The sequence below is a fragment of the Paenarthrobacter aurescens genome, assembly GCF_025421775.1.
Taxonomy (GTDB): domain Bacteria; phylum Actinomycetota; class Actinomycetes; order Actinomycetales; family Micrococcaceae; genus Arthrobacter; species Arthrobacter aurescens_B.
Map to the genome: position 1 here is coordinate 388,234 of NZ_JAOEFX010000003.1, position 23,209 is coordinate 411,442.

The window sequence follows — 23,209 nt, forward strand, 5'->3', positions numbered from 1 at the left end:
CACTGTGGCTTCTCCTTCACATCTGGTGGCTCCCACCACCCAGCGCGGCTGGATCCTCACGGTAGCCGGCGCGCTGACCCTCGCCGTGGCTGTGTGGTTCCTCTACACCGATTACCAGCCGGCCTTGAACGACTTCGAGGTCTACTTCTACGGCGGCGGCAAGGTCCTGGAAGGCGGCGATCTCTACGCCGTCCGGGAGGGCTTGCCGTTCACTTATCCGCCCTTTGCTGCGTTGCTCTTCACTGCCCTGGCGGCCATGGGCTTCTTCGCCAGCAGCTTGGTGTTCATCGTCGTTGCCTTGGTGGGTGCCGCAGTGGTGGCCGCCTGGCTGGCCAGGCACTATTTCGGTCTGACGACCTGGCGGGAGGCATTTGCCGACTACCGCTTCCGGACAACGGCTTTGGTGGGAACAGGGGCAATTCTGCTGCTGGGACCCTGGCGGGATACGTTCGTTTTTGGGCAGATCAACATCATCCTGATGGGCGTGATTCTTGCGGATTTCGCCCTGTACGGTAAGGCTCGGGCCGGTGCTATCCGGTGGCCCGCAGGCCTCCTGATCGGCTTGGCCGCAGGCGTGAAGCTCACGCCGCTGGCGTTTGGTTTGTACTTCCTTGTCCGCCGCGACTTCAAAGCACTCGGCTGGATGGCTGTCGGCTTCTTTGGCTCCATTGCTCTGGCTTGGGCTGTGTTGCCCCAGGCTTCGCTGGCCTTCTGGACCAAGATCCTGCCTGACACCGGCCGGATCGGCGGACCGGCCTACGTTGACAACCTTTCTGTCAAAGGGCTGCTGTTGCACTTTGGCATGCCGGACTCCTCCCTCACCAATGTGGTGTGGTTGGCCCTGTCCCTGGGGCTGGTGGTCCTTGCGGGTTTGGTCATCAAATGGGCCGTGGATGTGGACGAGAACTTCATTGCCGTATCCGCCACCGCCCTGCTGATGCTCCTGATAAGCCCCGTTTCGTGGTCGCACCACTGGGTGTGGGTTGCTGTCGCACTGCCCAGCATGGCGTTCGCCATGCACAGGGTTCCCTCGCGCAGCGGCCGGATGCGCGCTGCCGGTTGGGCGATTGTGGCCTGCTCGACCGTGGCCTTCTACATGACCCCCAAGAACCTTGCCGTGTGGGCCGGTGCTGCAGAGTGGGGCAAGGACCCGCAAACCCAGTGGCAGCTCATCATTTCCAGCCTCGGAGTGGTGTGCGGGCTCGCCATGCTGGTCTATTGGGCCCTGGCATATCATCCTTCGCGAACCAGGAAATAAGCCCTACGCATCGAATCATGCCAACCAATCCGGCCCTTGTCCGCACACCTAACCGCTAAACGGTGCGTGGTGCGGACAAGGGCCGTATCCGTTACGGCGCCTAGCCTGAGATGCCCTCCCGGCCGTCTTCCTCACGGCCGGTCAAGCGCCTCCTGAACGACGTGTCATCGGCCGACGTGAGCTGAAGGTCGTACCAACCCTCAACAGTGTCCCAGCCGATCTTCTTGGTATGCCCCGCCTTGAGCTTCACGGTTTGGTTGTTCTCCGCGTACTGCAGTGATTCCAGCTTCACGTTCACAGTCGCGCTGCCATTGTTTCTCAGCTCCAGTTCCACGGCCTTCTTGCCACGGCGTCCAGTCACGGTGACGTCAACGCCGGACGCTGCGCCCGCCGTCGTGCCCTTCAGTTCGTATTGGTAACGGTTGGGTCCGGTGACGACGACGTCGAAGGTGCCGGAGGCAAGCGGGAGTTCCACGTTCTGGTTCCCGCGGACATCCACGTGCCTGGGTTCAGTGACCTCGCCGGCGTAGCCGTACACGGTGAAATGGGTGGAACTGGTCCCTTCGTTTGTCAGTGCCACGACAATCCTGCCGGGCTGGACTGCGGCCGAAACCCGCGGCCGGTAGGGGAGCGGGCGTGCTGGGCGGCTGCCGGGTTCCTGGATCGGGGCCACTTGGACTGCCGGGGGATTCGGGCGCCAGCGGCTGATTTTGGCGGGCACCGCGGCCGGCTGGTCGAGTACCGGTGGCGTACCCGGGGAATTGAAGTTGAACACGCCGGTCAGATCACCGCAGACTTCGCGGCGCCACGGGGAGATGTTCGGTTCCTCCACGCCGGTCCAGGTTTCCAGGAAGCGGAGCACGGACGTGTGGTCGAAGACTTCGGAGCTGACGTAGCCGCCGACTGTCCACGGCGAGACCACCGTCATGGGAACCCGCGGGCCGAGGCCAATGGGCCTCGCCGTGGTCCAGTCACTGGACTCACCTGATGCCGGACGCGGCTGGACGGGCGGCGGAACGTGGTCAAAGTAGCCATCGTTCTCGTCGAAGTTCAGGAAGATTGCAGTGCTGTCCCACGTCTCCGGGTTGCTGGCCACCGTGTCCAGCAGGCGGTAGACGAAGTTCGCACTGCCCACGGGCGTGGAAGCGCCGGGGTGCTCGGAATCAGCTGCGGACGGCACCAGCCAGCTCACCTGCGGCAGGGTGCCGCCGGCGATGTCGGCGCTGAGGCGTTGCAGGAGCGTGTTGGGCCGTCCTCGCCACATCGCCTTGTCGAAAAGTGATCGCTCAGCGTCCGTCAGGGCGGCGCGGCCCTGCTCCAATTGGGCAATGAGGCGGTCCTGCTCAGCGGGCGCCTTGCCCTTGATCGTGTCGTAGAACTCCTCGGTGGTGCGCAGCTTTCCTTCCACCGAGGCGAGCATCTTGCGACCGATGGCCTTGAACGTGGTGAAGTATTCCACGGCATTGTCCGTGAAGTTGTCCCAGTCCTGGTAGATCTTCCACGTGACGCCCGACCGTTCCAGGCGCTCAGGGTAGGTGGTCCAGTCGTAGCCACCGTGGTCGTAGCCGTAGGCCGCATTGGTCACGGCTCGTTTGGTGCTGGCGGGCTCATTGCCCGTGGTTCCGCTCCAGAGGTAGTTGCGGTTGGGATTCGTGGATCCGTTGACCGAGCAGTGGTAGGCATCGCAAATAGTGAAGGTGTCCGCGAGTTCGTACTGCAGCGGGATGTCCTGGCGCTCGTAGAACGTCATGGTGGATGCGCTCTTGGCAGGAATCCACTTGTCGCACCAGCCGTTGTTCCAGGCCGTGGTGGTGCCGTTGAAGGAATGGTCCAGATCGCCCAGGTACTGGATATCGGAACCGGGCCTGCCGGCAAGTTCCGCCGCCTTGCGCAGGGAGAACGGCAGGACCGTCTCACCCGTGGCACGCGGTTGCTCGAACATGGACTTGCCGTTGGGCAATCGGGTTACGGCCTTGTCACCGTAACCGCGGACGCCACGCAGCGATCCGAAGTAGTGATCGAACGAGCGGTTTTCCTGCATCAGGACGATCACGTGCTTGATGGACTTCAGGCTTCCCGGTGGAACCGGCTTGGCCATCGCGGCCTGCACGGAGGGTGGGAGCAGGGACCCGGTGGCTGCAAGCGCCGTCGCTGCAGCGGCGGTGCCGAGAAAACCGCGGCGCGAGAGTCCGGTCGAATCGGTTGAACGATTAACCATTTCAGGAGTATTCGAGGACATTCAATGGAGCCTTTCGTGGTCAGGGTTGACCGGGCAAGCCTAAGTACGCCGGGTGAACCCCTGATGAAACTGGCGCAAACCGGAGGGGTGTGTCGCGCAGATCACAGCAGTCACTGGCCCTTAGTTCAGGGCTATCACGAGCATCTGGCTGGTTCCCGGGATGCACGTTTGCAGCACAGCCCGGGGGAAGCCACCGAAGACTGCCGAGACGTGACTTGTGGTGCCGCCCAGGGGAACCTGGCCACGCGCTGTCACCGTATAGCTTCCGTAGCCGGCCAGCGTGACAGTCTGGCCCACGTTGATGCTCGAGAACCGGGCCCACCCGCCGCAGTAATCGTGCTCGGTGATGAACAGCGAGAAGGCGTCGGTCGGCGTGTAGTGGACCGGTCCGATGCAGGCATCAACCACATCCTGGCCACCCGTGCCGGCAACGTAGATGGTCCAGCCGGGCTGTGCAGGCTGGGGCTCGTTAATCGCGGGGCGTGGGGCGGCCTCTGCGGGCGGAACCACGACGGCGGCTGGCGGCTCGGGCGCTGCGGCTGGAGGCTGTTCGGCTGGCGCCTCAGCTGGCACGGCTGCTTCCGCCGGGTCCACTTCGGGTTCTTGGGCCGTGGCTGCGTCGGCGGGTACGGGTGGTTCCGCAGGCGGGCTCACGACAGCGGGCGCGGCCCGGCGCTCGAAGGGCCTGGATTCGAGGGCGATGGATGAGTTGGAAGGCTGAGGCGGGCCAGGGTCCGGGAGCGGCGGTGTCATGGCGATGGCCGCGATCATGATTCCAGCCACCACAAGGGCCTTGAAGTTGGCCGGTGCCGACCGTCGGAGTCGCAGGGGCAACTCGGTTGCCAGCGGGTTGTGCGGTTGTGGATCGCCCTGCAGAGTCATGGGAACTCCAAGCGGGAGTGGTCCGCTATGGAAGCCGGAGCGGATATTCAGAATCCCCAGACACTTCGATTCTAGGAACCAGGTGCCCCTGCGCGCACCCGTGGTGGCTACTCGTCTTTTGGATGGTCCTCCGAAGGTACTACTTGGCCCAATAGTTGGCCTTCTTGAGACCGGCACGTGGCTTTCTTTAGAAAAGTCAGGTAGCTTGAGCGCATGCCTTTGCGATCCGACTGGTCTGCCCGCACGTGCAGCCTTGCCCGTGGCCTTGATGTCCTCGGCGATCCGTGGGGGAGCCTGGTCCTGCGGGAAATCTTCTTCGGCAACGGCCGCTTCGATGCCATCAAGCAGCGGCTTGAGGTAGCGGACAACGTCCTCAGCAAGCGCCTGGGCTGGCTTGTCGAAGCTGGCCTGCTGGCCCAGCGCCCGTACCAGGACGGAACCCGCACCCGCCAGGAGTACGTCCTCACCCCCAAAGGCGAGGATGCGCTGCCTGTCCTCAACGCCATTATCATCTGGGCCGAAAAGCACCTGGACGCACCCAACGAGGTGGCCCATATGCGGGTCATCCACACGGATTGCGGGCAGGCCACGATGTCGGCGGACACCTGCTCCCACTGCGGCACGCGCCTGACAGCGGCCAACACCAGCTGGCATAGCTTCAAGCGCAGCGACCATCCGCTGCCCCTGGCCGTCTCACCCACGCAAATCTGCACGCCCGAAACCCGCACGCCCGAAACGGAGATCTCCGCATGACCGCTCCCGACGTCACAGGGACCCCGCCCGGAACAACGGGTGCTCCCACAGGCAGGAAACGACGACTCCATCCTGCCTGGATTGTGGCGGCGGTGGCCTTCCTGGCGCTGGTGGGAGCGGCCGGATTCCGCGCTGCCCCCGGCGTGCTCATGGTCCCGCTGCAGGAGGAGTTTGGCTGGTCGACCACGGTGTTGTCGTTGGCCGTCAGCATCAACCTGGTCCTGTTCGGCCTGACGGCGCCCTTCGCCGCGGCCCTCATGGAACGTTTCGGCATCCGAAAAGTTACTTCGCTCGCTTTGTGCCTGATTGGGTTGGGTTCTGCGCTCACCGTCTTCGTGAACCAGTCCTGGCAGATACTGCTCACGTGGGGTTTGCTGATCGGCCTGGGTACAGGCTCCATGGCGTTGGTCTTCGCAGCGACCATCGCCAACACCTGGTTCTCCAAAAGCCGGGGCCTTGTCATAGGCATCCTGACCGCCGGGAGTGCAGCCGGCCAGTTGGTGTTCCTGCCCCTTATCGCCGCGCTGGCCCAGAACCCGGGATGGCGGGGCGCCTCGCTGCTCATCGCTGCCGGTGCGCTCGCCGTGGTACCTCTGGTGTTGCGTTGGCTGCGGAACTCACCGGCCGACGTCGGGGTCCTGCCGTACGGGGCCGAGAAACCTGAGGTGGAAGCCGCCGACGCCGGATCACCCGCGACGTCGGCAGGCAAGCCTGACGCTGCGGTTGCGTCGTCTGCTCCGAAGGACTCCGCCAATGCCGCGATCCGTGCCCTGCAGGTCCTCAAGCGGGCAGCCAAGATCCGTACGTTCTGGGCGTTGGCCGCGGGCTTCGCGATCTGTGGGGCCACCACTAATGGACTTATCGGCACACACTTCATTCCGTCGGCGCACGATCACGGGATGCCCGAAACCACGGCGGCAGGGTTGCTGGCCGTCGTCGGGATCTTCGACATCGTGGGGACCATCGCATCGGGTTGGTTGACCGACCGTTTCAACCCCAAAGTGCTGCTGGCCGTGTACTACCAATTCCGTGGGATCGGCCTGCTGCCGCTGCTGCTGGGCTCATCCGTGGAGCCAAGCATGATCATCTTCGTGGTGGTCTATGGGCTCGACTGGGTGGCAACCGTGCCGCCCACCGCCGCGATCTGCCGCTCGGTGTTCGGCGCTGACGGCTCCGTGGTGTTCGGCTGGGTGTTTGCTGCCCACCAGCTTGGAGCCGCTGCGGCTGCCCTCGCAGCAGGGTTCATTCGTGACGCCACCGGACATTACAACTATGCCTGGCTCGGCGCAGCCGCCATGTGCACGGTGGCCGCGGTCATCAGCGCCACTATCCGTAAGGATGCCGTGAAGAAAGAGCCTGCGGCGGTTGCCTGAGACCGCGGTTCCTGAAAGTTGTGGGGCCCGCTCTGCACGTTATCCCGGCCGGGAAGCACGCAGATCAGGCCCCACAACGGCTGGACTAGCCGGCTTCGGTGATCCGGAACGTCAGCGTCCGGGCTTCGGGGCGCAACGCGTACTCCGGCCACACATCCGGCCCGCAAGCCCTGGACCCGAGGCCGTGCTGGGCGGCGTCGAGATACAGGTAGCTGCCCTGGCTTGCAGGCAGTTCGTGCGGGTGGGCCGCCTTCGAGATCTCCTGAGCTGTGTGCCGCGAGAGTGTGAAGCCCGGCAAACGGCCCCTGGAGTCAGGAGCGGCGTTGAACTGCAGCCACGGCCTTCCGGAGTGCTGCAGGTCCAGCGACCGCACAGCACTCCGGTGACCCGATTCCTGTGGTTTGGCGTAGGGCACAGTGAGCTCGTTGATGCCTGACGAATACCGTCCCACCACCGTCGCGTGCATGCTGTCCGGGTACGATTCCCGCGGCCCGGCGCCGAACCATGAAACTCCGTCAACGGAGCCCGGCAGGTCGAATCGGACGCCGATGCGTGGCCAGACGATGTCCCAGCCGGTACTGGGAACAATCTCCACACGAAGCCATAACTCGCCGTCGGACAGTTGCCAGTTCTCCTCCACAGAGACCCAACGGGCAGCGTCGGCGGCCGCGTAGCGGGTGCCGACCACCACGCCGGTTTCGTCGGCGGAAACCTTCTCAACCCGGGCGGTGATCCGGTCCAGGCCGGCAGCACGCCACACTGATTCCATGGACGGGGCGGGCGTTCCATTTCCGTTGTTGAGCCATGGATCGGCGAGGTCGTAACTGCCGCGACCCGCACCGGCGTCGTTGTCCGTTGGCGCCCGCCACAGCTCCAGGCGAGGCCCTGACACCGGCAGCCCGGCCAAGGAGACCAGCCGGCCATCCTCGAAGCGGGCCGGGCCCAGCGAAACGGTACCCTCCACGGGTTCGGCCGTGGGGTCGGACGCTCGCTTGGCCGACGCCAGGGGACGCGGCACGCTAAGCCGGGGACGGGCTTCGGTCAGTTCCAGCTGCGCCGCGGAGATCACATGCCCGGCCTCAGCCCACGAGGTGTCCTTGCGGAGGACGGCTTCCACCGTGAGCCAGTACTCACCGGATGCCGCGCCCGCGAACTTGGGCAGTTCGATCAGGGTTGCGTCACCGGCGGCCAGGGGCGTGCCCGCTGACGTTACGACGTCGAGCTCTCCTGAGACCTGCAAAAGGCCGTCCAGCTCGGTACGCCAGCGCAGCACGACGTCGGAGGCATCAGCCGTGTGCCGCAGGTTGGCGACAGAGACGAAGCGGCGAGTGCCGCCGTCGTGGGTTTCCGTACTGAAGCGCAGACGCAGGGAAGCGACGATCTGCTTGTACTCGAAGAGCCCCGGGCTGGGCGTGGAGTCGGAGAGGACCATGCCGTCCATCACGAAGTTACCGTCGTGGACAACCTCGCCGAAGTCGCCGCCATAGGCGAAGAACTCCGTGCCATCGGCGGTGGTGGTGCGGATGCCGTGGTCCCGCCACTCCCAGACAAACCCGCCGTGCAGCCGTGGGAAGCGATCCACCAAGTCCTCATACTGGTCGATCGCGCCCGGGCCGTTGCCCATGGCGTGCACGTATTCGCACAGGATGAACGGTTTGGTGCGCTGCCGTGCGGACTCCGCAGCTGAGCAGCCCAGCAGGAGCGAGCCGGTATCGTCGCGGCCGATTGCCTCGGTCTCAGGAACGGAGGAGTACATCCGCGAGTAGACGTCCGTGTAAGCGCCGGTGTAATCGCCTTCGTAATGGACGGGCCTGCCAGTGTCGCGGGCGTGCGTCCACGCGGACATGGCAGCAAGGTTGGAACCGGTGCCGGACTCGTTGCCGAGGGACCACATGACGATGGACGGGTGGTTCTTGTCGCGTTCCACTGTGCGCTCCATGCGATCCACGTACGCCTCACGCCACGCGGGGTCGTCGCTGGGGTTGCCCACCCAACCATGCCGCTCGAAGCCGTGCGTCTCAAGATCGCACTCAAGGATCACCCAGAAGCCCATCTCGTCGGCGATATCAAGCAAACGCGGGTGCGGCGGGTAGTGGCTGGTGCGGATGGCGTTGACGTTGAACTGTTTCATCAGGGCAAGGTCGGCGCGGGCGAAGTCCTCATCGAAGACCCTGCCGCGGTCCGGATGGGTTTCATGGCGGTTCACGCCGTGAAACACCACGCGCCGGCCGTTCACCAGGAACTGGTCGCCCTGGATCTCCACCGTTCGGAAACCGAGGCGCAGCGAAATGGTCTCGTCTTCGCTTGCCACCGTCGCGTTGTACAGCCGCGGAACCTCCGCAGACCAGGGTTCGACGGCGGTGATCGCCACCGGGGCGACGCCGCCAGGGGAAGTCCAGACGACGTCGACGTCCAGCTCAGGGACGGACAACCGGATGGGGTAGGCGGCTGCATCGGCCGTGATTTCAGGGTCGATGGTGCCCGCGCCGTTGGCGAAGGACGTCCGCAACCAGGCGTCGTCGATACCCTTCCTGGGACGGGCCTGCAGCGTAACGTCGCGGAAGATGCCTGGCATCCACCACTGGTCCTGGTCTTCGATATAGCTTGAGGCTGACCATTGATGGACGCGGACAGCCAGCACATTGTGTCCTGGGCGGATTGCCTCGGTGACATCAAATTCCTGGGCCAACCGGCTACCGGACCCCACGCCGATTTCGACGCCGTTGAGCCATACCTTGTACCGGGATTCGACGCCGTCGAACCGCAGGATTGTCTTCCCCGCAGCGCTCCAGTGTTCCGGTAACTCGAATGATCGGCGGTAATCGCCGGTAGGGTTTTCATCCGGGACGTGGGGCGCATCCGTAGGGAAGGGGAACTGGACATTGGTGTAGATGGGGCGTCCGTAGTTACCGTCGCCCTCCAGGACCCAGTGGGCGGGAACCGGGATCTGGTCCCAGCTGGAATCGTCCAGGGTCTCCTCAGCGATGCCTTCGATTGCCTCGCCCGCAGGGAGGACACCGCGGCCGCCCGGCGTTCCCGGTGCGCCCGTCAGGAAACGGAAGCGCCACTGCCCATTCAGGGAGAGGGTGGGAGCATCGGTGTGCAGCCACGAACGGGCGGGAACCCTCTTGCCTGAGCCGGGCCCGCGGTCTGTGATGTAGCTGGCGTCGTGGGACGTGGTCATTACTTGACGGCTCCTTCTGTCAGCCCACCGCGCCAGAAGCGCTGCAGGACAACCATGGCGATGCTGAGCGGGATGATGGAAAGCAACACCCCACCGGTGGTCAGTTCATAGAATTCGGGCAAGCGGTCAACCTGGCTCAGCCAGTTATTCAGGCCAAGGGTGATGGGGTAGAGCTCTGAGTCGGAGAGCATGACCAGCGGCAGGAAGTAGTTGTTCCAGATACCCACCAGCTGGAAAAGGAACACGGTGACCAGAGCGGGCGTCAGTACCTTCAGGCCGATGGTGTGGAAGATGCGCAGCTCTCCGGCGCCGTCGATCCTGGCAGCCTCGATCAGCGAGGTGTCCACCGTGGCCTGGGCATAGATCCTGCACAGGAACAGGCCGAACGGCGAGACCAGCGACGGCAAGAGCACGCTCCAGTATGTGTTGGCCAGGCCCATCTGGCTGAACAGCAGGAAGAGGGGCAACGCCGTGGCCGTGCCGGGAACCAGCACGCCACCCAGGATGGTGCCGAAGACAAGATTCCGGCCACGGAATTCGTACTTGGCCAGTGCATAACCGCCTGCTGCAGCGAAGTACGTGGCCAGGAGCGCACCAACGCCGGCATAGATCGCGGAGTTCAGGAACCAACGGCCGAAGATTCCATTGTCGTAGCTGAGGACCCGCGAAATGTTGTCCCACAGGGAGAACGTCTCTGCGAACCAGAAGCCGTTGGTGGAGAAGAGGTCGGCCGTGGACTTGGTGGAGGCAACGAAGACCCAGTACACGGGAATGAGGAAGTACAGGGCCACCACCACCAAAAGTGCGGTGACGATGATGGTGGACGACCGTCGTCGTCCGGCTGAACGGTCCGGACCGGAAGAAGGCTTGCTGGGTACCGGTTCGGTGGTTGGCTTCGTGGCTGTGGTGGTCATGATGACTTCCTGTTCGTCAGTGCGAGGAAGGCGAAGGACAGGGCGAACGCGGCCACGGCGATGATGACCGACTGGGCTGCTGCGACGTTGTAGTCGTTATAGGCGAAGGCCGTGGTGTAGGCGCTGAGGTTCGGCGTGTATTGGCTGTCGATGGCCGGAGCCACGGTCTTAAGCACTTGTGCTTCGGCGAAAAGTTGCAATGTTCCGATGATGGAAAACACCGTAGTGAGCATGAGGGCCGGGCGGATCAGGGGGAGTTGGATGCTCCGGGCCACGCGCCAGGTGGACGCGCCGTCCACCTTGGCTGCTTCGTAGAGTTCCACCGGGATGGCTTTGAGCTGCGCCACGATGATCAGCATGTTGTAGCCCGTGTAGCTCCACGTGACAATGTTGGCGATGGACCACAGCACGCTGTTGGCACCCAGGAAGTCAGGGGTCAGGCCCACAACCTTGGCAACGTCAAACAGTGGGCTGAGTCCGGGTACATACAGGAAGGACCACAGGATGGTGGCGATGACACCGGGCACACCGTAGGGCAGGAAATAGGCGGCGCGGAAGAAACCCGGCCACTTTGCCGAGGCAGATTCCAGCATGAGTGCCAACGCGGTGCACAGGACGATCATCACGGGCACCTGGACGATGCCGAACAGCAGCATGCGGCCAATCGAGGCGACGAAGCTGCCGTCTGCCAATGCTTGGGCGTAGTTGCTGAAACCGGCGAACCCGCTGGTCACGCCGGCTTCGCCGAACAGGCCGCTGCGCGTCACCTTGGTGAAGCTGGACATGATGGCCACAACAATGGGGAGCAGGAACGTCAGGACAAAGAGCGCCAGGAAGGGCGCCAGCAAGAGCCAGGGTGCACGTGTTGTTGCGCCGGCCCGCTTGGTGCGGCGGGGTGGTCTGGCGGAGCGCTGCACGGTGGATGCGGTGCTGCTTGTCATCATGCCGTTTCCTTCCGGATGGTGAGGCCTTTGTTCTTGAAGACGGTGATGATTTGCTGCTCCGAGGCCACGATGGAATCCACCAGCGTGGTGCCGAAGGCCTTCTTCCGGAAACCGTCGCTGAGGATGTTGAAGGACTGCTGGGTCACGGGCCACCAGGACCAGTCGGGGTTCTGTTGCTGCGTGGCCGGGACAAAGACTTCCTCGTTGTAGCGTTGGCCACCGAAGAACGCAGATGGTTGCTGCCGTTCGCTGCCGATGAAGTCGGGATTCGGTGACCACCCGATGCCGCTGTTCTTGATCTCGGCGTCGATTCCTTCCTTGGACGTCGTCAGCCAGATGGCGAATTCCAGCGCCTCCTTAGGGTGCTTGCTGTTGGCAAGCACCGCTGCGGTGGAGCCGCCCAGATAGGTAGAGCCAAACCCGTTGCTGCCCCAAACCGGCATGGCGGCAACCCGCCACTTGCCCTCGGAGCCGCTGACGCCCTGGATCAGGGCGTCACCCCAGCTGCCGGTGATGGTGGACGCGATGCCACCCTTGCCGGCGGCCGCGAACCAGCCCGGCGAAAAGGCGCCGTACGCGGTGGTGACGAGGTCGTCGTCGATCGCTTTGTCGAAGAAACGCGCGGTGTTCAGCGTGGCGTCGTCGGTCATGTTGATGACCCAGCCGTCTTCTTCGGGACGGAACCAAACGGCCCCGGCCTGTGCGGCGAACGAAGCGAAGGGCGAGGCATCGCTGATGGGGAAGCAGTCCAGATAGGTGTCAACCGCCCTTAGCTCCGCGGCAACACCTGCCCATTCATCCCAGGTTTTCGGGGTGCTTGCGCCCACTTTGTCCATGATGGCGGGCTGGTAGAACATGCCCATTGGACCGGAGTCCTGGGGGATGCCGTAGATTCCGCCCGTGTAGCTGACTTGCTTCCACAACGTGGGGTCGTACAGGTGCGCGTGATCGTTGGCGCCGTAACGGGAGAGATCCACCAGTCCGTTGACCAGCATGAACTCGGGGATGGAGCGCAGCTCCACCTGGGCCAGGTCCGGTCCGCCGCCGGCTGCGAGCGCCGAGTACAGCTTCTGGTATCCGCCGGCATTGCCACCCGGAATCCACACCACGTCCACCTGGATGTTCGGGTTGACTGCATTCCAGATGTCGGCCACGTTCTGGAAGTCCTTGAGCCAGGCCCAGTAAGTGAGCCTCACGGGCCCGCCGGCGGCAGGGATGGTGGGCGCGACGTTGACGGACTGGGTGCCGGGGGTTGCGCAGCTGGACAGCAGGCCCATGGCTGCTGTGCCCAGGCCTGCTCCAAGGAGTTGTCTTCGCGTGAATCGGGTCATGAGCCTTCACCTCTATGTGTCAGGTTGACGATGCCGGGGGCGCTGGTGTTTACATCCAATCGCTGCCGGGTGTGACCACGGTAACAGAAAATTCGAGTGAGTACTCGAATTTTAGATTGGTGTAGTTGTCCGCATGTACACTGACTTGCCATGACCACAAAGGACGTGGGCCGCTCAGCGCGGCGAGGCCCCTACGCAAAGTCTCAAGAACGGCGGCAGAGCATTCTGGATGCTGCGCATGCGGTATTTGCTGCCCGTGGCTATCGCGGCGGATCACTCCAGGATGTCGCTGACCGGGTGGGCATGAGCCAGACGAGCCTGCTGCACTACTTCCCTTCCAAGAGCGACCTTCTGCTGGCTGTGCTGAAACGCCGCGATGAGATCACCAGTGGCGCTTTCCCGGATGACATGGAGGAAGGCCTGGTGGACTCGGTGATCCGCACGGCGCTCTTCAACGAGGACATCCCCGGGGTGATCGAGCTGTACACCGTTCTGTGCGCCGAGTCCGTCACTGACGGGCACCCCGGACGGCCCTACTTCACAGAACGCTATGAACGGTTGCGGGCCAGCTACGCGCGGCGCTTTGAGGAACTGGCCGCAGAGGGCAGGCTGCGTCCGGGCGTCGATCCGGACGAGGCTGCCATGTCCCTTGTTGCCTTGTGGGACGGTCTTCAAACCCAATGGCTGCTCGCCCCGGACAACGTAGACGTAGCCAAGGGCCTCCGGGGCTACTTCAACCTCTTGGTCCGCCCCGAACCGGACCCCAACTGAGTCGCAGCTGATCGCATTTTGAGCTGTTAAAACGCGCTCAACTGCGACTTACTTGGGCGGGTTAGCCGCGGAAGGCCCCGATGCCCGTGATGTGTTGGCCCAGAATCAGCGTATGGACCTCGTCTGTGCCTTCGTACGTCCGCACGGATTCCAGGTTGTTGGCATGCCGCAGCGGAGAGTGGTCCAGCGTGACGCCGTTCCCGCCCAGAATGGTCCGGGCCTCCCGGGCGATCTTTATGGCCTCACGGACGTTGTTGAGCTTTCCGAGGGAGATCTGCTGTGGCTGAAGATGACCGGCGTCCTTCAACCGTCCCAGGTGGAGGGCCAGCATGGTGCCCTTCTGAATCTCAACCAGCATGTTCACCAGCTTTTCCTGCGTGAGCTGGTAACCGGCCAGCGGGCGGCCGAACTGGAGCCGGTTGCCGGCGTATTCCAGCGCAGCTTCGTAGGAGTCGCGGGCCGCTCCCATGGCACCCCACGCGATGCCGTAACGGGCCTCGTTCAAGCAGGTGAATGGTCCCCTGAGTCCCATGGCACCCGGGAGGATGGCATCGGGACCCAGCCCCACGGCGTCGAACGTCACATCGCATTGGATAGACGCGCGCATGGAGAGTTTCGGCTCGATGGGTGAGGTGGTGACGCCTTCCGTCCCGCTGGGAACCAGGAAGCCGCGGATACCGTCCGCGGTGTCCGCCCAGACCACCATGACATCGGCAATCGAGGCCAACCCAATCCAGCGCTTGGCGCCGTCCAGCACCCAGCCGTCGGCCGTTTCACGCGCGAACGTGGTCATGGACGACGGATCCGAGCCCGCCGTCGGCTCCGTCAGGGCGAAGCACCCGATCAGCTCTCCGGCGGCCATCCGTGGAAGCCACTGTTCCTTCTGCGCCTCCGAGCCCCATCGATGAATCGCTGTCATGGCGAGTGAACCTTGCACCGAGACGAAAGTGCGGATCCCGGAGTCGCCAGCCTCCAGTTCCATCGCTGCCAAACCATATTCGACGGCGGTCCGGCCGGGACAGCCATAACCCTCCAGATGCATGCCCAGGACGCCGAGTTCGCCCAATTCGGGAGCGATCTCCCGCGGAAAAAGGGCGTCCTCGTACCAGCGGGCGATGTTTGGCCGGATCCGCTGGGCAGTGTAGTCGCGGATCTTCTGGCGGAGGGCCACTTCGTCAGGGGTCAGCAGGGAATCCAGGGCCAGGACATCGGAGGTGTTCGTCGTTGAATCGCTCATCCCAGCATCCTATGGCCGCTGGCAGAACTGCAGGCGGTCCGCGGCCGGCGGAGCGGGGGAGCCCTTTCAGTAGTATGGAAGCGGGGGTCGCACACTTCCCCCGTTGCTGTTTGGTTAACTTGGGGGATTTTGCATGGCACTGCCTGACGTCGATTTAAGGGCCAAGGCGGATGCCGCAGCACCGCGCAAAGCGGGATCGCGGTCCTCTGCAGCACTTCGCTTACTGCCGCTGGCTGTGGTGGTGCTTCCCGCGTGGATGATGCTGGCGGACTGGTCCAAGCAAGGCCTGGACTTCAGCGTCTACTGGTTTGGCGGGAGCATCCTGAACCAAGCTGGTTCCGCGCCCTCCGACCTCTACGGTCCCAGCGTCGCTTCGGCCGGCGGGCCGCAGCTCCCCTTCACGTATCCGCCCTTCGCGGCCCTTGTCTTTGGGTTGCTGGCGCGGTTGCCCCAAGCTGCGGCGCTCACGCTGTTCAACGTTGCCGGTGTGGCCCTTGCTGCCTGGGTAGCTGTCACGATCGTCAGGTACTGGTCGTCCAAGCCCGATCTGCGCAGCGCGCTCGCCTCCACCAAAAGCTGTTGGATAGCAGCAGGCTTGTTCCTCGCTGTCCTGCTCATGGGGCCATGGCGTGAAACCCTGGCGTTCGGACAGATCAACATCCTGCTCATGGGCCTGATGGTCATTGACTTGCTGGGCAGTTTCTCGAAGCGCCGTGGCTTCCGGGGCAGCGGCTTCCTGGTGGGTGTCGCCGCCGGCATCAAGCTGACGCCGCTGGTGTTTGGCCTGTACTTCCTGATGCGCAAGGACTGGCGTGGGCTGGTGAACATGTCCATCGGATTCGCTGGCACAGTGTTGCTTGGCTGGCTGCTGCGACCCACCGAATCCCTGCAGTTCTGGCTGGAAATCCTCCCCGACACGTCCCGGATTGGCGGCGCCGGTTACGTGGACAACCTCTCCATCAAGGGTGCACTGCTGCACTTCGGTGTTCCGCAGGAAGCTGTGACCTTGCCGTGGCTCGCCTTGAGCGTGGCAACGGTAGTCTTGGCGGCTTTCCTCATCAGAGCCGCCAGCGCCCAGGGCGCACGGGTGATGGCAATTTCGACGACGGCACTCGCCATGTTGCTCGTCAGTCCGGTGTCATGGTCGCATCACTGGGTCTGGATGGCCGTGGTCCTGCCGGCGTTCGCCTGGACCATCAAGGAAACACCCCGCCGGTTCAAGGCACAACGGGTGGTGATGGGTGCTGTCCTTGCTGTTTCAACTTTGGTGTTCTTCTATTCGCCCAAGACCATCGGCCTGGCGCTGGGGTCCGTTGACCTGAATGTCCAGACTCCCGGGCTCTGGATCATGGTATCCAGCGCTGGTGTGTTCTGTGCCGTCGCCATCCTCGTCTGTTGGTTCGTGGTCCTTCGCAGGAACTCCGTCAGAACCGAGGACTTGCTGGACCCGCCCACGCGGTTGCGTCAGCGGGCCGCAGCTTAACGGATTGCAACCCAGAGTAGGACTGCGTCCCTGCCCAGCCCTACCCGCCGCGAACCACCCCAACGTCAGCCCGCTCACCCGTGAAGTACGCCCGCGTGGACGGGGCGAAGCGGCACACAACGGCCAGGACCACACCCAACACCAGCAGAAGCACGCCACTGACGAACGCTCCGCCAATGCCGAAGATCTGTGTGTCCCCATAGGCCGGATCCCACATCTGGACGGCTGAGATGAAGAACGCCGCGGTCAGGGACAGCGCGCCCAGGAGGGGCAGGATGCCGCGGAACCACAGGTTGCGGGCGGAGTCCCGGAGCGTGGAGCGGAAGAACCAGACGCAGGAGAAGCCGGTCAGTGCGTAGTAGAACGCGATGAACAGGCTGATGGCGCTGATGGAATCGGACAGCAGGTTTTCGCTGAGGAAGCTCATGGCCACGTAGTACACAACGGCTGCAGCACCCATGACCTGGGTGGAGAATCCCGGGGTCATGAAACGTTCGTGAACCTTGCCGAAACGGGGAGGCAGCGCACCATGGACACCCATGGACAGGGTTCCGCGGGCGGTGGGCAGGATGGTGGTTTGGGTGGATGACAAGACAGATGCCAGCACAGCCACAATGATCAGCCAGCCCCAAGGACCCAGCACGACGTCCTTCATGGCCAGGAACACGTCGTCCTGGTTGGCTTCATTGCCCAGGCCGATGCCGTCGGTCCCGATGGTGGCATACATCATCACCAGCAGTGCCACGGAAACATAGATCGCCACCAGGACTGATGCTGAGATGACGGCGCCGCGGCCGGGGGTCTTGGTGGGGTTCTCGGTTTCCTCGTTGAGCGCCAAGCACGTGTCCCAGCCCCAGTAAATGAACAGGGCCAGCAGCACGCCATGAACAACGGCGCCCGGGTCCGCAAACGCGCCTGCAGGGTTGAACCATTCAAAGTCGAAGGCCTGGCCTTCAGGGGCTCCGCCGGCGATCCGGAAGACGATGGCCACCGCGAAGATGCCCAGGGAAATGTACTGGATGTAAGTCAGGGTGCGCTGGACATGCTCGCCCAGCCGGATGCCGCGGTGGTTCACATAGGTCATGAACACGATGAACAGCACGCCGGTCGCCGTCACCAGCCATGTGTTGTCAGCCAGGGAACCATCGCCGATCAGCAGCCAAAGATACTTGCCTGCAATCTGTGCCAGGTTGGCCAACACAACGATTCCGGCAAGGGCCACACCCCAGCCGCCCAGCCAACCCGCCCACGGACCGAAGGCTTTGCGGGCCCAAAAGAACGTGGTGCCGCAGTCCGGCATGGCGCTGTTGAGTTCACGGAATGCGTAGGCGATGAACAGTACCGGGATGAAGCCAAGGACCAGGATCAACGGTGTGTAGTTGCCGTTGACGGCAACAATGAGTCCCAGCGTCGCGGCCAGCGAATAAACGGGTGCAGTGGAAGCGAGACCCAGCATGACGGAGTCGCCGAGGTCCAGGATTCCGGCGTGCAGGCCTTTGGAAGGTACGACGGCGGTACGGTCGCCGCCCGCTGAACCGCCACCCGGCGTCGAGGTTTCAGTGCTCATAGTGCGGCTCCGTAGGAAGTAGCAGGGGGCGCCACCGGCGCGGGGGAGTCAATGGTGTTGGGAACAAAGCGGCAGAAGTAGTCCGTGATGGGCCCATCGGATTCGCGGATTCCACAGCCGACGGATTCGCCATCCACCACCCAAAGTCCCAGGACGGGATGGTTCCCGTCGAAGTCCGGGAGGGAGTGGTACTGCTGGAAGCACCAGCCTTCACGGCCGTAGCCGCCGGGCTGCTGGATCTCAATGCCGGGGGCGTGGATGCGGATGTTGTCGCCTTCGCGTCCGTGCAAGGGCTTGGCCACCCATTCCTTGAGCGGACCGGGGTCGCCCAGGTAGGCGGGCAGCAGATTCTCGTGGTTGGGGTAGAGGTGCCACAACGCCGCCAGCAAGGCTTTGTTGGACAGGAGCATCTTCCAGGCCGGCTCCACCCAACGCGGGTTGTGGGCGCGCTGCAAGAGGCGATGCCCGAACGGTTCCTTCATCATCAGTTCCCACGGGTACAGCTTGAACATGGTGCTGATCATGAAGTTGTCCAGGTCCACGAACCGGTTCAGGTTGGGGTCCCAACCGATGTCGGACATGTTGATGCCGATGGTGGTCCACCCACCCTGGCTCGCTACGTCCCGCATGTAGGCGGCTGTCATCCAGTCCTCGCCGGATTCCTCCGCTTCGGAGTGGGCCACGTGCAACGTGCTCATGCCGGTCCGGAACTGCAGCTTCTTCCACTGCCGGATCAGGGCCTCGTGGATCCCGTTCCACTGGTCCTTGTCCGGGAAAACGTCCTGGAGCCAGAACCACTGGGCAACGGAGGCTTCGATGAGCCCGGTGGGAGTATCGGCGTTGTACTCCAGCATTTTCGCCGGACCGCCCTTGCCGTCATAGATGAAGTCGAAGCGGCCGTAGATATCCATGTCCGCAGCCAGCAGGGACTCGCCGGCAAGTTCCAAGGCCTGCTGCCCGATGCCGATATCGCCCATGGCACCTGTTGCCAGGTACTTTGCAGCCTCAAGGCACATGATGTGCATGTCTTCGGCGGTCTTCTCGAGGGTTTCCACCTCGTCCATGGTGAATTCGTAGTACGCCGACTCGTTCCAGTATTCGATGTGGCGGCCATCGGGCATGGTGGTGGTGGAAAATACCAGGCCCTGTTCTTCGATCTTTTGCTTCCAGTCCGGCCTGGGGTCCGAGGGCAGTCGACGCACGCCTAGCCTCCCGAGCTTCCGCCGCTTTTGGAGCTGCTGCCGAAGCCGCCGCGGCTGACAGTGCCGCCCTTGGTGCTGTAGCCGGTAGAGGATTTTGCTCCCGTAGGTACGTTCTTGGTGTAGCTCGGGTAGGCGTTGCGGTTCTGTCCCACCGCCGGCACGCTTGCGCCCCGCGAGTAGAAGTACCAGGCGTAAATTGCCGAGCTGCGGCCCGCGGAGCTGCTGTTGTTGCACTCGTTATCGTCAACGCGCTCGCCGGTTTCCTCGTTGAAACAGACCTGGGCGTAGTCAGCTTCCTGCTCGTTGCTGGCCACGATCGCGGTGATGGTTCCGGCCAGCAGCGCTGTCACGCCCAGGCCCACCACGACTGTGCGGCGCTGCGAGCGCTTCTTCTTCTTTGCAGCCTCGGCCGCGCCCCGTTCGCGTTCCTTGGCGAAAGGGTCAATAACTGGCAGAGGTTGTCCTGGCTGCGGTGCTCCGGCCCCGGCCTGGGATGCGCCGGAGGGCGCCTTCTTTCGCTTTCCCGCGCCCTTGCCCTGATCCGGTTTGTCTTCAACAGGAGCGGACAGCTCAGGGTGGAGTTCGGGTTTGGGTACCTGCCAGGGAGGGGGCTTGGGCGGATTATTGCCCGCTCCAAAGTCGCCGTTGTTGTCCCTGCCGCTGCCGTTGTTGGCGGCTGCGTCAGGGCTGTCTTTCGGGCCCATGTGTATCCCCCTGGATAGACCGTTGAAATGTCCGGCGCCACGCCGGACCAGAATGCTGAGAGCAAGCCTAGTCCCTGTGCGCCGTGCCGGCACGGATGACAGCCGTATATGGGGACAACTACCCACCGATGGAACCGTGTAAGGATGTAGCCATGGCGGTACCAGAGGCACATGGCAATGGAGACGACGGTGTGCTGCTGCGGCTCCCGCCGGTCCGCGGCATCGGCCAGGGCCGGGTGGTCACCGGTTTGGTCCTGGCGCTCTTGCTGCCCCCCGCCGTCGAACTTCTGGTGACGGTCCTCGACTTCCGCAACTTCGCCATGATCATGCTCCTGCAGCTGGCTGTGGCTGTGGCCGTTGCCGCGATCGGCGGTTTGTGGCCGGCGGTGGTAGCCGCCGTGCTGGGAAGCTTCCTCCTGAACTATTTCTCGGCGGATCCCGTCGGTTCGCTTTCCATTGCCGACCCCACCACGTTGTTCACCCTTGTGGTATTCCTTGCCGTGGCCTGCGGCGTGGCGCTCGCGGTGGGCCTGGCCAGCCGGCGGGCGCAGGAAGCAGCCCGGTCCGGAGCCGAAGCGACGGCCCTCAGCGAGTTGGCGCTGCGTATCCTGAGTTCCGATGGAAGCCTGGAGACGTTCCTTGAGAAAGTCCGCGGAAACCTTGGCATGGAAGCGGTGACTTTGCTGGGCTCCGTAGCGCCGGGTGCGTCAGCCTTACCCGGAGCGGCTCCCGCATGGCAGGTCCTGGCGAGCGCCGGCCCCAATCCGCCGGTAACCCATGCCGCCGCCGACCATGCCGCCGTCGTCGATCCCCATTACACGCTGTTGCTGCGCGGTGGGCCTTTATCGCCTCAACGTCAGCGGCTGCTGGCCGCCTTCGGGGCCTTCGTCGTGGCCGTGCGGGAACGGCAGCAGTTGGTGAAGAGCCGGCGGGACAACGTCCGGCTGTCCGAGGGCAACAAAATGCGGACGTCCATCCTGCGCGCTGTGTCGCATGACCTACGGACACCCTTGGCCGGCATCAAACTTGCTGTCAGCAGTCTGCGCCAGGAGGACGTGGAATTCCCGCCGGATGTTGAGCGGGAACTGCTGGAGACCATTGAGGAGTATGCAGACCGCTTGGATCACTTGGTGGACAATCTCCTGGATATGTCCCGCATCACGGCAGACGCGGTCAACCCGTTGCTGACTGGCATCGTGTGGGCTGAAGTGCTGCCCCAAGCGTTGCGGGGTGTTCCGCCGGAGCACCTCCGCAATGAACTTCCGGCCAACCTCCCTCCGGTGCAGGCCGATGCCGGCATGCTCGAACGGGTGGTGGCCAACATCGTGGAGAATGCCGTGAAGTACGCGCCTGACTCGGACGTTGTCCTGACAGCCAGGGCAGGAGCCGGTATCACCGTGGGGGACCGGCCGGCCAGCGAACTGCGGATCGTCGATCACGGCAGGGGAATGGGCCAGGAGGAAGTGCTCACCATGTTCCAGCCGTTCCAGCGCTTCGGTGACTCGACGGCGCCCGCGCCCGGCGGCGCACACAGTACCAGCGGTGGCATCGGCCTGGGACTGGCCGTGGCCAAAGGATTCAGCGAGGCCATGGGCGGCAGTCTCGCAGCGGAGCCGACGCCAGGTGGCGGCCTGACCATGGTGGTCACCCTGCCGCTGTGGACCGGAGGCCCGCAATGACACTGGTGCTGATTGTTGAAGACGAAGCCCGGATCGCCCGGGCCATGCAAATCACCCTTCAGGCCCACGGTTACCAGGCCCTCTCGGTGGGCACAGGCGCCGAGGCCCTCCAAGCCGCTGCCAAGCAGCCGGTGGAGATCGTGGTCCTGGACCTTGGGCTGCCGGACATGGACGGTGTGGAGATCATCCGCCGCATCCGAGGCTGGAGCAGCATGCCCATCATTGTGCTGTCGGCCCGGCACGCTTCGGAAGACAAGGTGGAAGCGCTCGACGCCGGCGCGGACGACTACGTCACCAAGCCCTTCGGTTTGGATGAGCTGCTTGCCCGGCTTCGGGTCGCCTCGCGCCGTGTGGTCACCGAGCATGAGGAACCAACACTCGCCACCACCGATTTCATGGTGGACCTGGCCGGGAAGAAGATCGTGAAGGACGGCTCGGAAGTCAGGTTGACCCCTACGGAATGGAACATCCTGGAGCTGTTGGTCCGCAACAAGGGGAAGCTGGTGAGCCAGCAGCAGATCCTCACACAAGTCTGGGGGCAGGCCTACGCCAAGGAAACCCAGTACCTGCGGGTGTATATCGCCCAGCTGCGCAGGAAGTTGGAGCGTGATCCGGCTGAGCCGCGCCACCTGCACACCGAAGCCGGCATGGGCTACCGTTTTGATCCTTAAACCTGGTTGTGGCCGTCCGTAGACTGGTGTCCATGAACACCGCATCCCTCCTTGCCGTCTGCCGTGTCCACCAACTGCTGCCGGACCCCGGCAATGTGGGAGTCACGGCCATTGACAAGCGCCCAGTCGAGGGGCCCGTCAAGGTTCATAGGTTGGGTCTCCACGGGGATGTGCAGGCAAACCGGCTGGACCACGGCGGGGAGGACCAGGCCCTCTACGCATATTCCCAAGCTGATGCCGAGTACTGGACAAACGAACTGCAGCGGGACTTGCCTGCTGGTTTCTTCGGTGAGAACCTGCGTGTGGCCGGAATTGAGACCACGGGTGCGGTGATTGGTGAACGGTGGAAGATCGGCCTGGATGTGGAGCTGGAAGTCACGTCCCCTCGTGTTCCGTGCGCTACTTTCCAACGGGCAACAGGGGAGCCCCAGTGGGTCAAGCGGTTCACCGGGGCCGGACGGGTTGGCACGTACCTCCGCGTGATCAAGACGGGCACCATCTCCGCAGGTGACCACATCCACCGCACGTTCGTTCCGAAGCACGGCATTTCCGTTGGCCAGTGGTTCAGCGAACCCACCCCCGAACTGGTCCAGATTCTGCTCGACGCGGAGGCCGACGGAGAGATCAGGCTGCAGGAGGAATACCACTCCTCCTTCGAAAAGGTGCTGCGGCGCAACGGCCTCCAGTAGCCTCCAATGCCACACTGAAAACCAAGTGTGAACAAGCTCACCGGCCATCATCGGGACTTAAGTCGCGGTGACGCCGCCCCTTGCCCTACACTTGAAATATCCCCCACTCCGGAAATCCCTTTATCCTGCCCAATTCTTGAGGCAGGACTGGTAAGTGTTGGGGCCCGCAATTGTGTGCGGGCATTTTCATAGGGAGAGCCGGCTAAAGAAAACGCTGTACAGACTGCTGGGATAGCAGCCAAGAGATGCAGCGGGAAGTCCTGCCATGGGATTGCGATAGCGCCGGACTTCTTGCGAGAGCAGGGCACTTTGCCTGCCTTCGCGACGA

The 23,209-nt window shown here is 63.6% G+C and carries 18 protein-coding genes; 8 read left to right on the plus strand and 10 right to left on the minus strand.

The window, feature by feature from the left end:
- Positions 1-4 precede the first annotated feature (4 nt).
- Positions 5-1,258 carry a glycosyltransferase 87 family protein gene (locus N7568_RS07905; protein WP_261609331.1) on the plus strand — a complete coding sequence of 418 codons (1,254 nt, stop codon included), beginning with the start codon at positions 5-7 and terminating at the stop codon, positions 1,256-1,258.
- Positions 1,259-1,358: 100 nt separating this feature from the next.
- Here the strand turns inward: N7568_RS07905 and N7568_RS07910 are convergent, their stop codons facing one another.
- Together N7568_RS07910 and N7568_RS07915 are read right to left on the minus strand one after the other, a co-directional pair.
- Positions 1,359-3,476 carry a phosphocholine-specific phospholipase C gene (locus N7568_RS07910; RefSeq protein WP_261609332.1) on the minus strand — a complete coding sequence of 706 codons (2,118 nt, stop codon included), beginning with the start codon at positions 3,474-3,476 and terminating at the stop codon, positions 1,359-1,361.
- Between the two features lie 141 nt (positions 3,477-3,617).
- Complete coding sequence (locus N7568_RS07915) at positions 3,618-4,379, minus strand: peptidoglycan-binding protein (protein WP_261609333.1); 762 nt, start codon at positions 4,377-4,379, stop codon at positions 3,618-3,620.
- Between the two features lie 213 nt (positions 4,380-4,592).
- On the opposite strand from N7568_RS07915, the gene N7568_RS07920 reads away from it, so the two are divergent.
- Together N7568_RS07920 and N7568_RS07925 are read left to right on the plus strand one after the other, a co-directional pair.
- Positions 4,593-5,132: a winged helix-turn-helix transcriptional regulator gene (locus N7568_RS07920; protein WP_261609334.1), complete on the plus strand. Its 540-nt coding sequence runs from the start codon at positions 4,593-4,595 to the stop codon at positions 5,130-5,132.
- The gene (locus N7568_RS07925; RefSeq protein WP_261609335.1) at positions 5,129-6,505 is read left to right on the plus strand and encodes an MFS transporter; all 1,377 of its coding nucleotides are present in this window, start codon (positions 5,129-5,131) and stop codon (positions 6,503-6,505) included. Before N7568_RS07920 ends, N7568_RS07925 begins: the two co-directional genes overlap by 4 nt.
- An 85-nt stretch (positions 6,506-6,590) precedes the next feature.
- Here N7568_RS07925 and N7568_RS07930 read toward each other — a convergent pair whose 3' ends face one another.
- Genes N7568_RS07930 through N7568_RS07945 form a run of 4 tightly spaced genes read right to left on the minus strand, consistent with a single transcriptional unit; the run spans position 6,591 to position 12,878 of the window.
- Positions 6,591-9,689: a glycoside hydrolase family 2 TIM barrel-domain containing protein gene (locus N7568_RS07930; protein ID WP_261609336.1), complete on the minus strand. Its 3,099-nt coding sequence runs from the start codon at positions 9,687-9,689 to the stop codon at positions 6,591-6,593.
- Entirely contained in the window at positions 9,689-10,603 is a 915-nt protein-coding gene (locus tag N7568_RS07935; protein WP_261609337.1) for a carbohydrate ABC transporter permease, read from the minus strand. The genes N7568_RS07930 and N7568_RS07935 overlap by 1 nt, the downstream gene beginning before the upstream one ends.
- Positions 10,600-11,547 carry a carbohydrate ABC transporter permease gene (locus N7568_RS07940; RefSeq protein ID WP_261609338.1) on the minus strand — a complete coding sequence of 316 codons (948 nt, stop codon included), beginning with the start codon at positions 11,545-11,547 and terminating at the stop codon, positions 10,600-10,602. The genes N7568_RS07935 and N7568_RS07940 overlap by 4 nt, the downstream gene beginning before the upstream one ends.
- The gene (locus tag N7568_RS07945) at positions 11,544-12,878 is read right to left on the minus strand and encodes an ABC transporter substrate-binding protein (RefSeq protein WP_261609339.1); all 1,335 of its coding nucleotides are present in this window, start codon (positions 12,876-12,878) and stop codon (positions 11,544-11,546) included. Before N7568_RS07945 ends, N7568_RS07940 begins: the two co-directional genes overlap by 4 nt.
- A 150-nt stretch (positions 12,879-13,028) precedes the next feature.
- Here N7568_RS07945 and N7568_RS07950 point away from each other — a divergent pair, with 150 nt between their 5' ends.
- Positions 13,029-13,649 (plus strand): TetR/AcrR family transcriptional regulator, encoded by a 621-nt coding sequence (locus N7568_RS07950; RefSeq protein ID WP_261609340.1) that lies wholly within the window; start codon positions 13,029-13,031, stop codon positions 13,647-13,649.
- Between the two features lie 61 nt (positions 13,650-13,710).
- Here N7568_RS07950 and N7568_RS07955 read toward each other — a convergent pair whose 3' ends face one another.
- Entirely contained in the window at positions 13,711-14,886 is a 1,176-nt protein-coding gene (locus tag N7568_RS07955; protein ID WP_261609341.1) for an acyl-CoA dehydrogenase family protein, read from the minus strand.
- Between the two features lie 133 nt (positions 14,887-15,019).
- Between N7568_RS07955 and N7568_RS07960 the strand changes: the two genes are divergently transcribed.
- Complete coding sequence (locus tag N7568_RS07960; RefSeq protein ID WP_261609342.1) at positions 15,020-16,369, plus strand: glycosyltransferase 87 family protein; 1,350 nt, start codon at positions 15,020-15,022, stop codon at positions 16,367-16,369.
- A 40-nt stretch (positions 16,370-16,409) separates the two neighbouring features.
- Here the strand turns inward: N7568_RS07960 and N7568_RS07965 are convergent, their stop codons facing one another.
- From N7568_RS07965 to N7568_RS07975, 3 genes are read right to left on the minus strand one after another with little or no spacing between them, the layout of a single operon-like run.
- Positions 16,410-17,936, minus strand: coding sequence for an APC family permease (locus N7568_RS07965; RefSeq protein WP_261609343.1), 1,527 nt, complete (start codon positions 17,934-17,936; stop codon positions 16,410-16,412).
- On the minus strand, positions 17,933-19,138 hold the full coding sequence (locus N7568_RS07970) for a glutathionylspermidine synthase family protein (protein WP_261609344.1): 1,206 nt from the start codon (positions 19,136-19,138) through the stop codon (positions 17,933-17,935). The genes N7568_RS07965 and N7568_RS07970 overlap by 4 nt, the downstream gene beginning before the upstream one ends.
- 2 nt (positions 19,139-19,140) lie before the next feature.
- On the minus strand, positions 19,141-19,842 hold the full coding sequence (locus tag N7568_RS07975) for a Tat pathway signal protein (RefSeq protein WP_261609345.1): 702 nt from the start codon (positions 19,840-19,842) through the stop codon (positions 19,141-19,143).
- A gap of 152 nt (positions 19,843-19,994) precedes the next feature.
- On the opposite strand from N7568_RS07975, the gene N7568_RS07980 reads away from it, so the two are divergent.
- Genes N7568_RS07980 through N7568_RS07990 form a run of 3 tightly spaced genes read left to right on the plus strand, consistent with a single transcriptional unit; the run spans position 19,995 to position 22,881 of the window.
- A complete protein-coding gene (locus N7568_RS07980; RefSeq protein ID WP_261609346.1) occupies positions 19,995-21,521 on the plus strand; it encodes a sensor histidine kinase in 1,527 nt (508 codons plus the stop codon).
- Entirely contained in the window at positions 21,518-22,192 is a 675-nt protein-coding gene (locus N7568_RS07985; RefSeq protein WP_261609347.1) for a response regulator, read from the plus strand. The genes N7568_RS07980 and N7568_RS07985 overlap by 4 nt, the downstream gene beginning before the upstream one ends.
- A 32-nt stretch (positions 22,193-22,224) precedes the next feature.
- Positions 22,225-22,881, plus strand: coding sequence for an MOSC domain-containing protein (locus tag N7568_RS07990; RefSeq protein ID WP_261609348.1), 657 nt, complete (start codon positions 22,225-22,227; stop codon positions 22,879-22,881).
- The last annotated feature ends 328 nt before the right edge of the window (positions 22,882-23,209 follow it).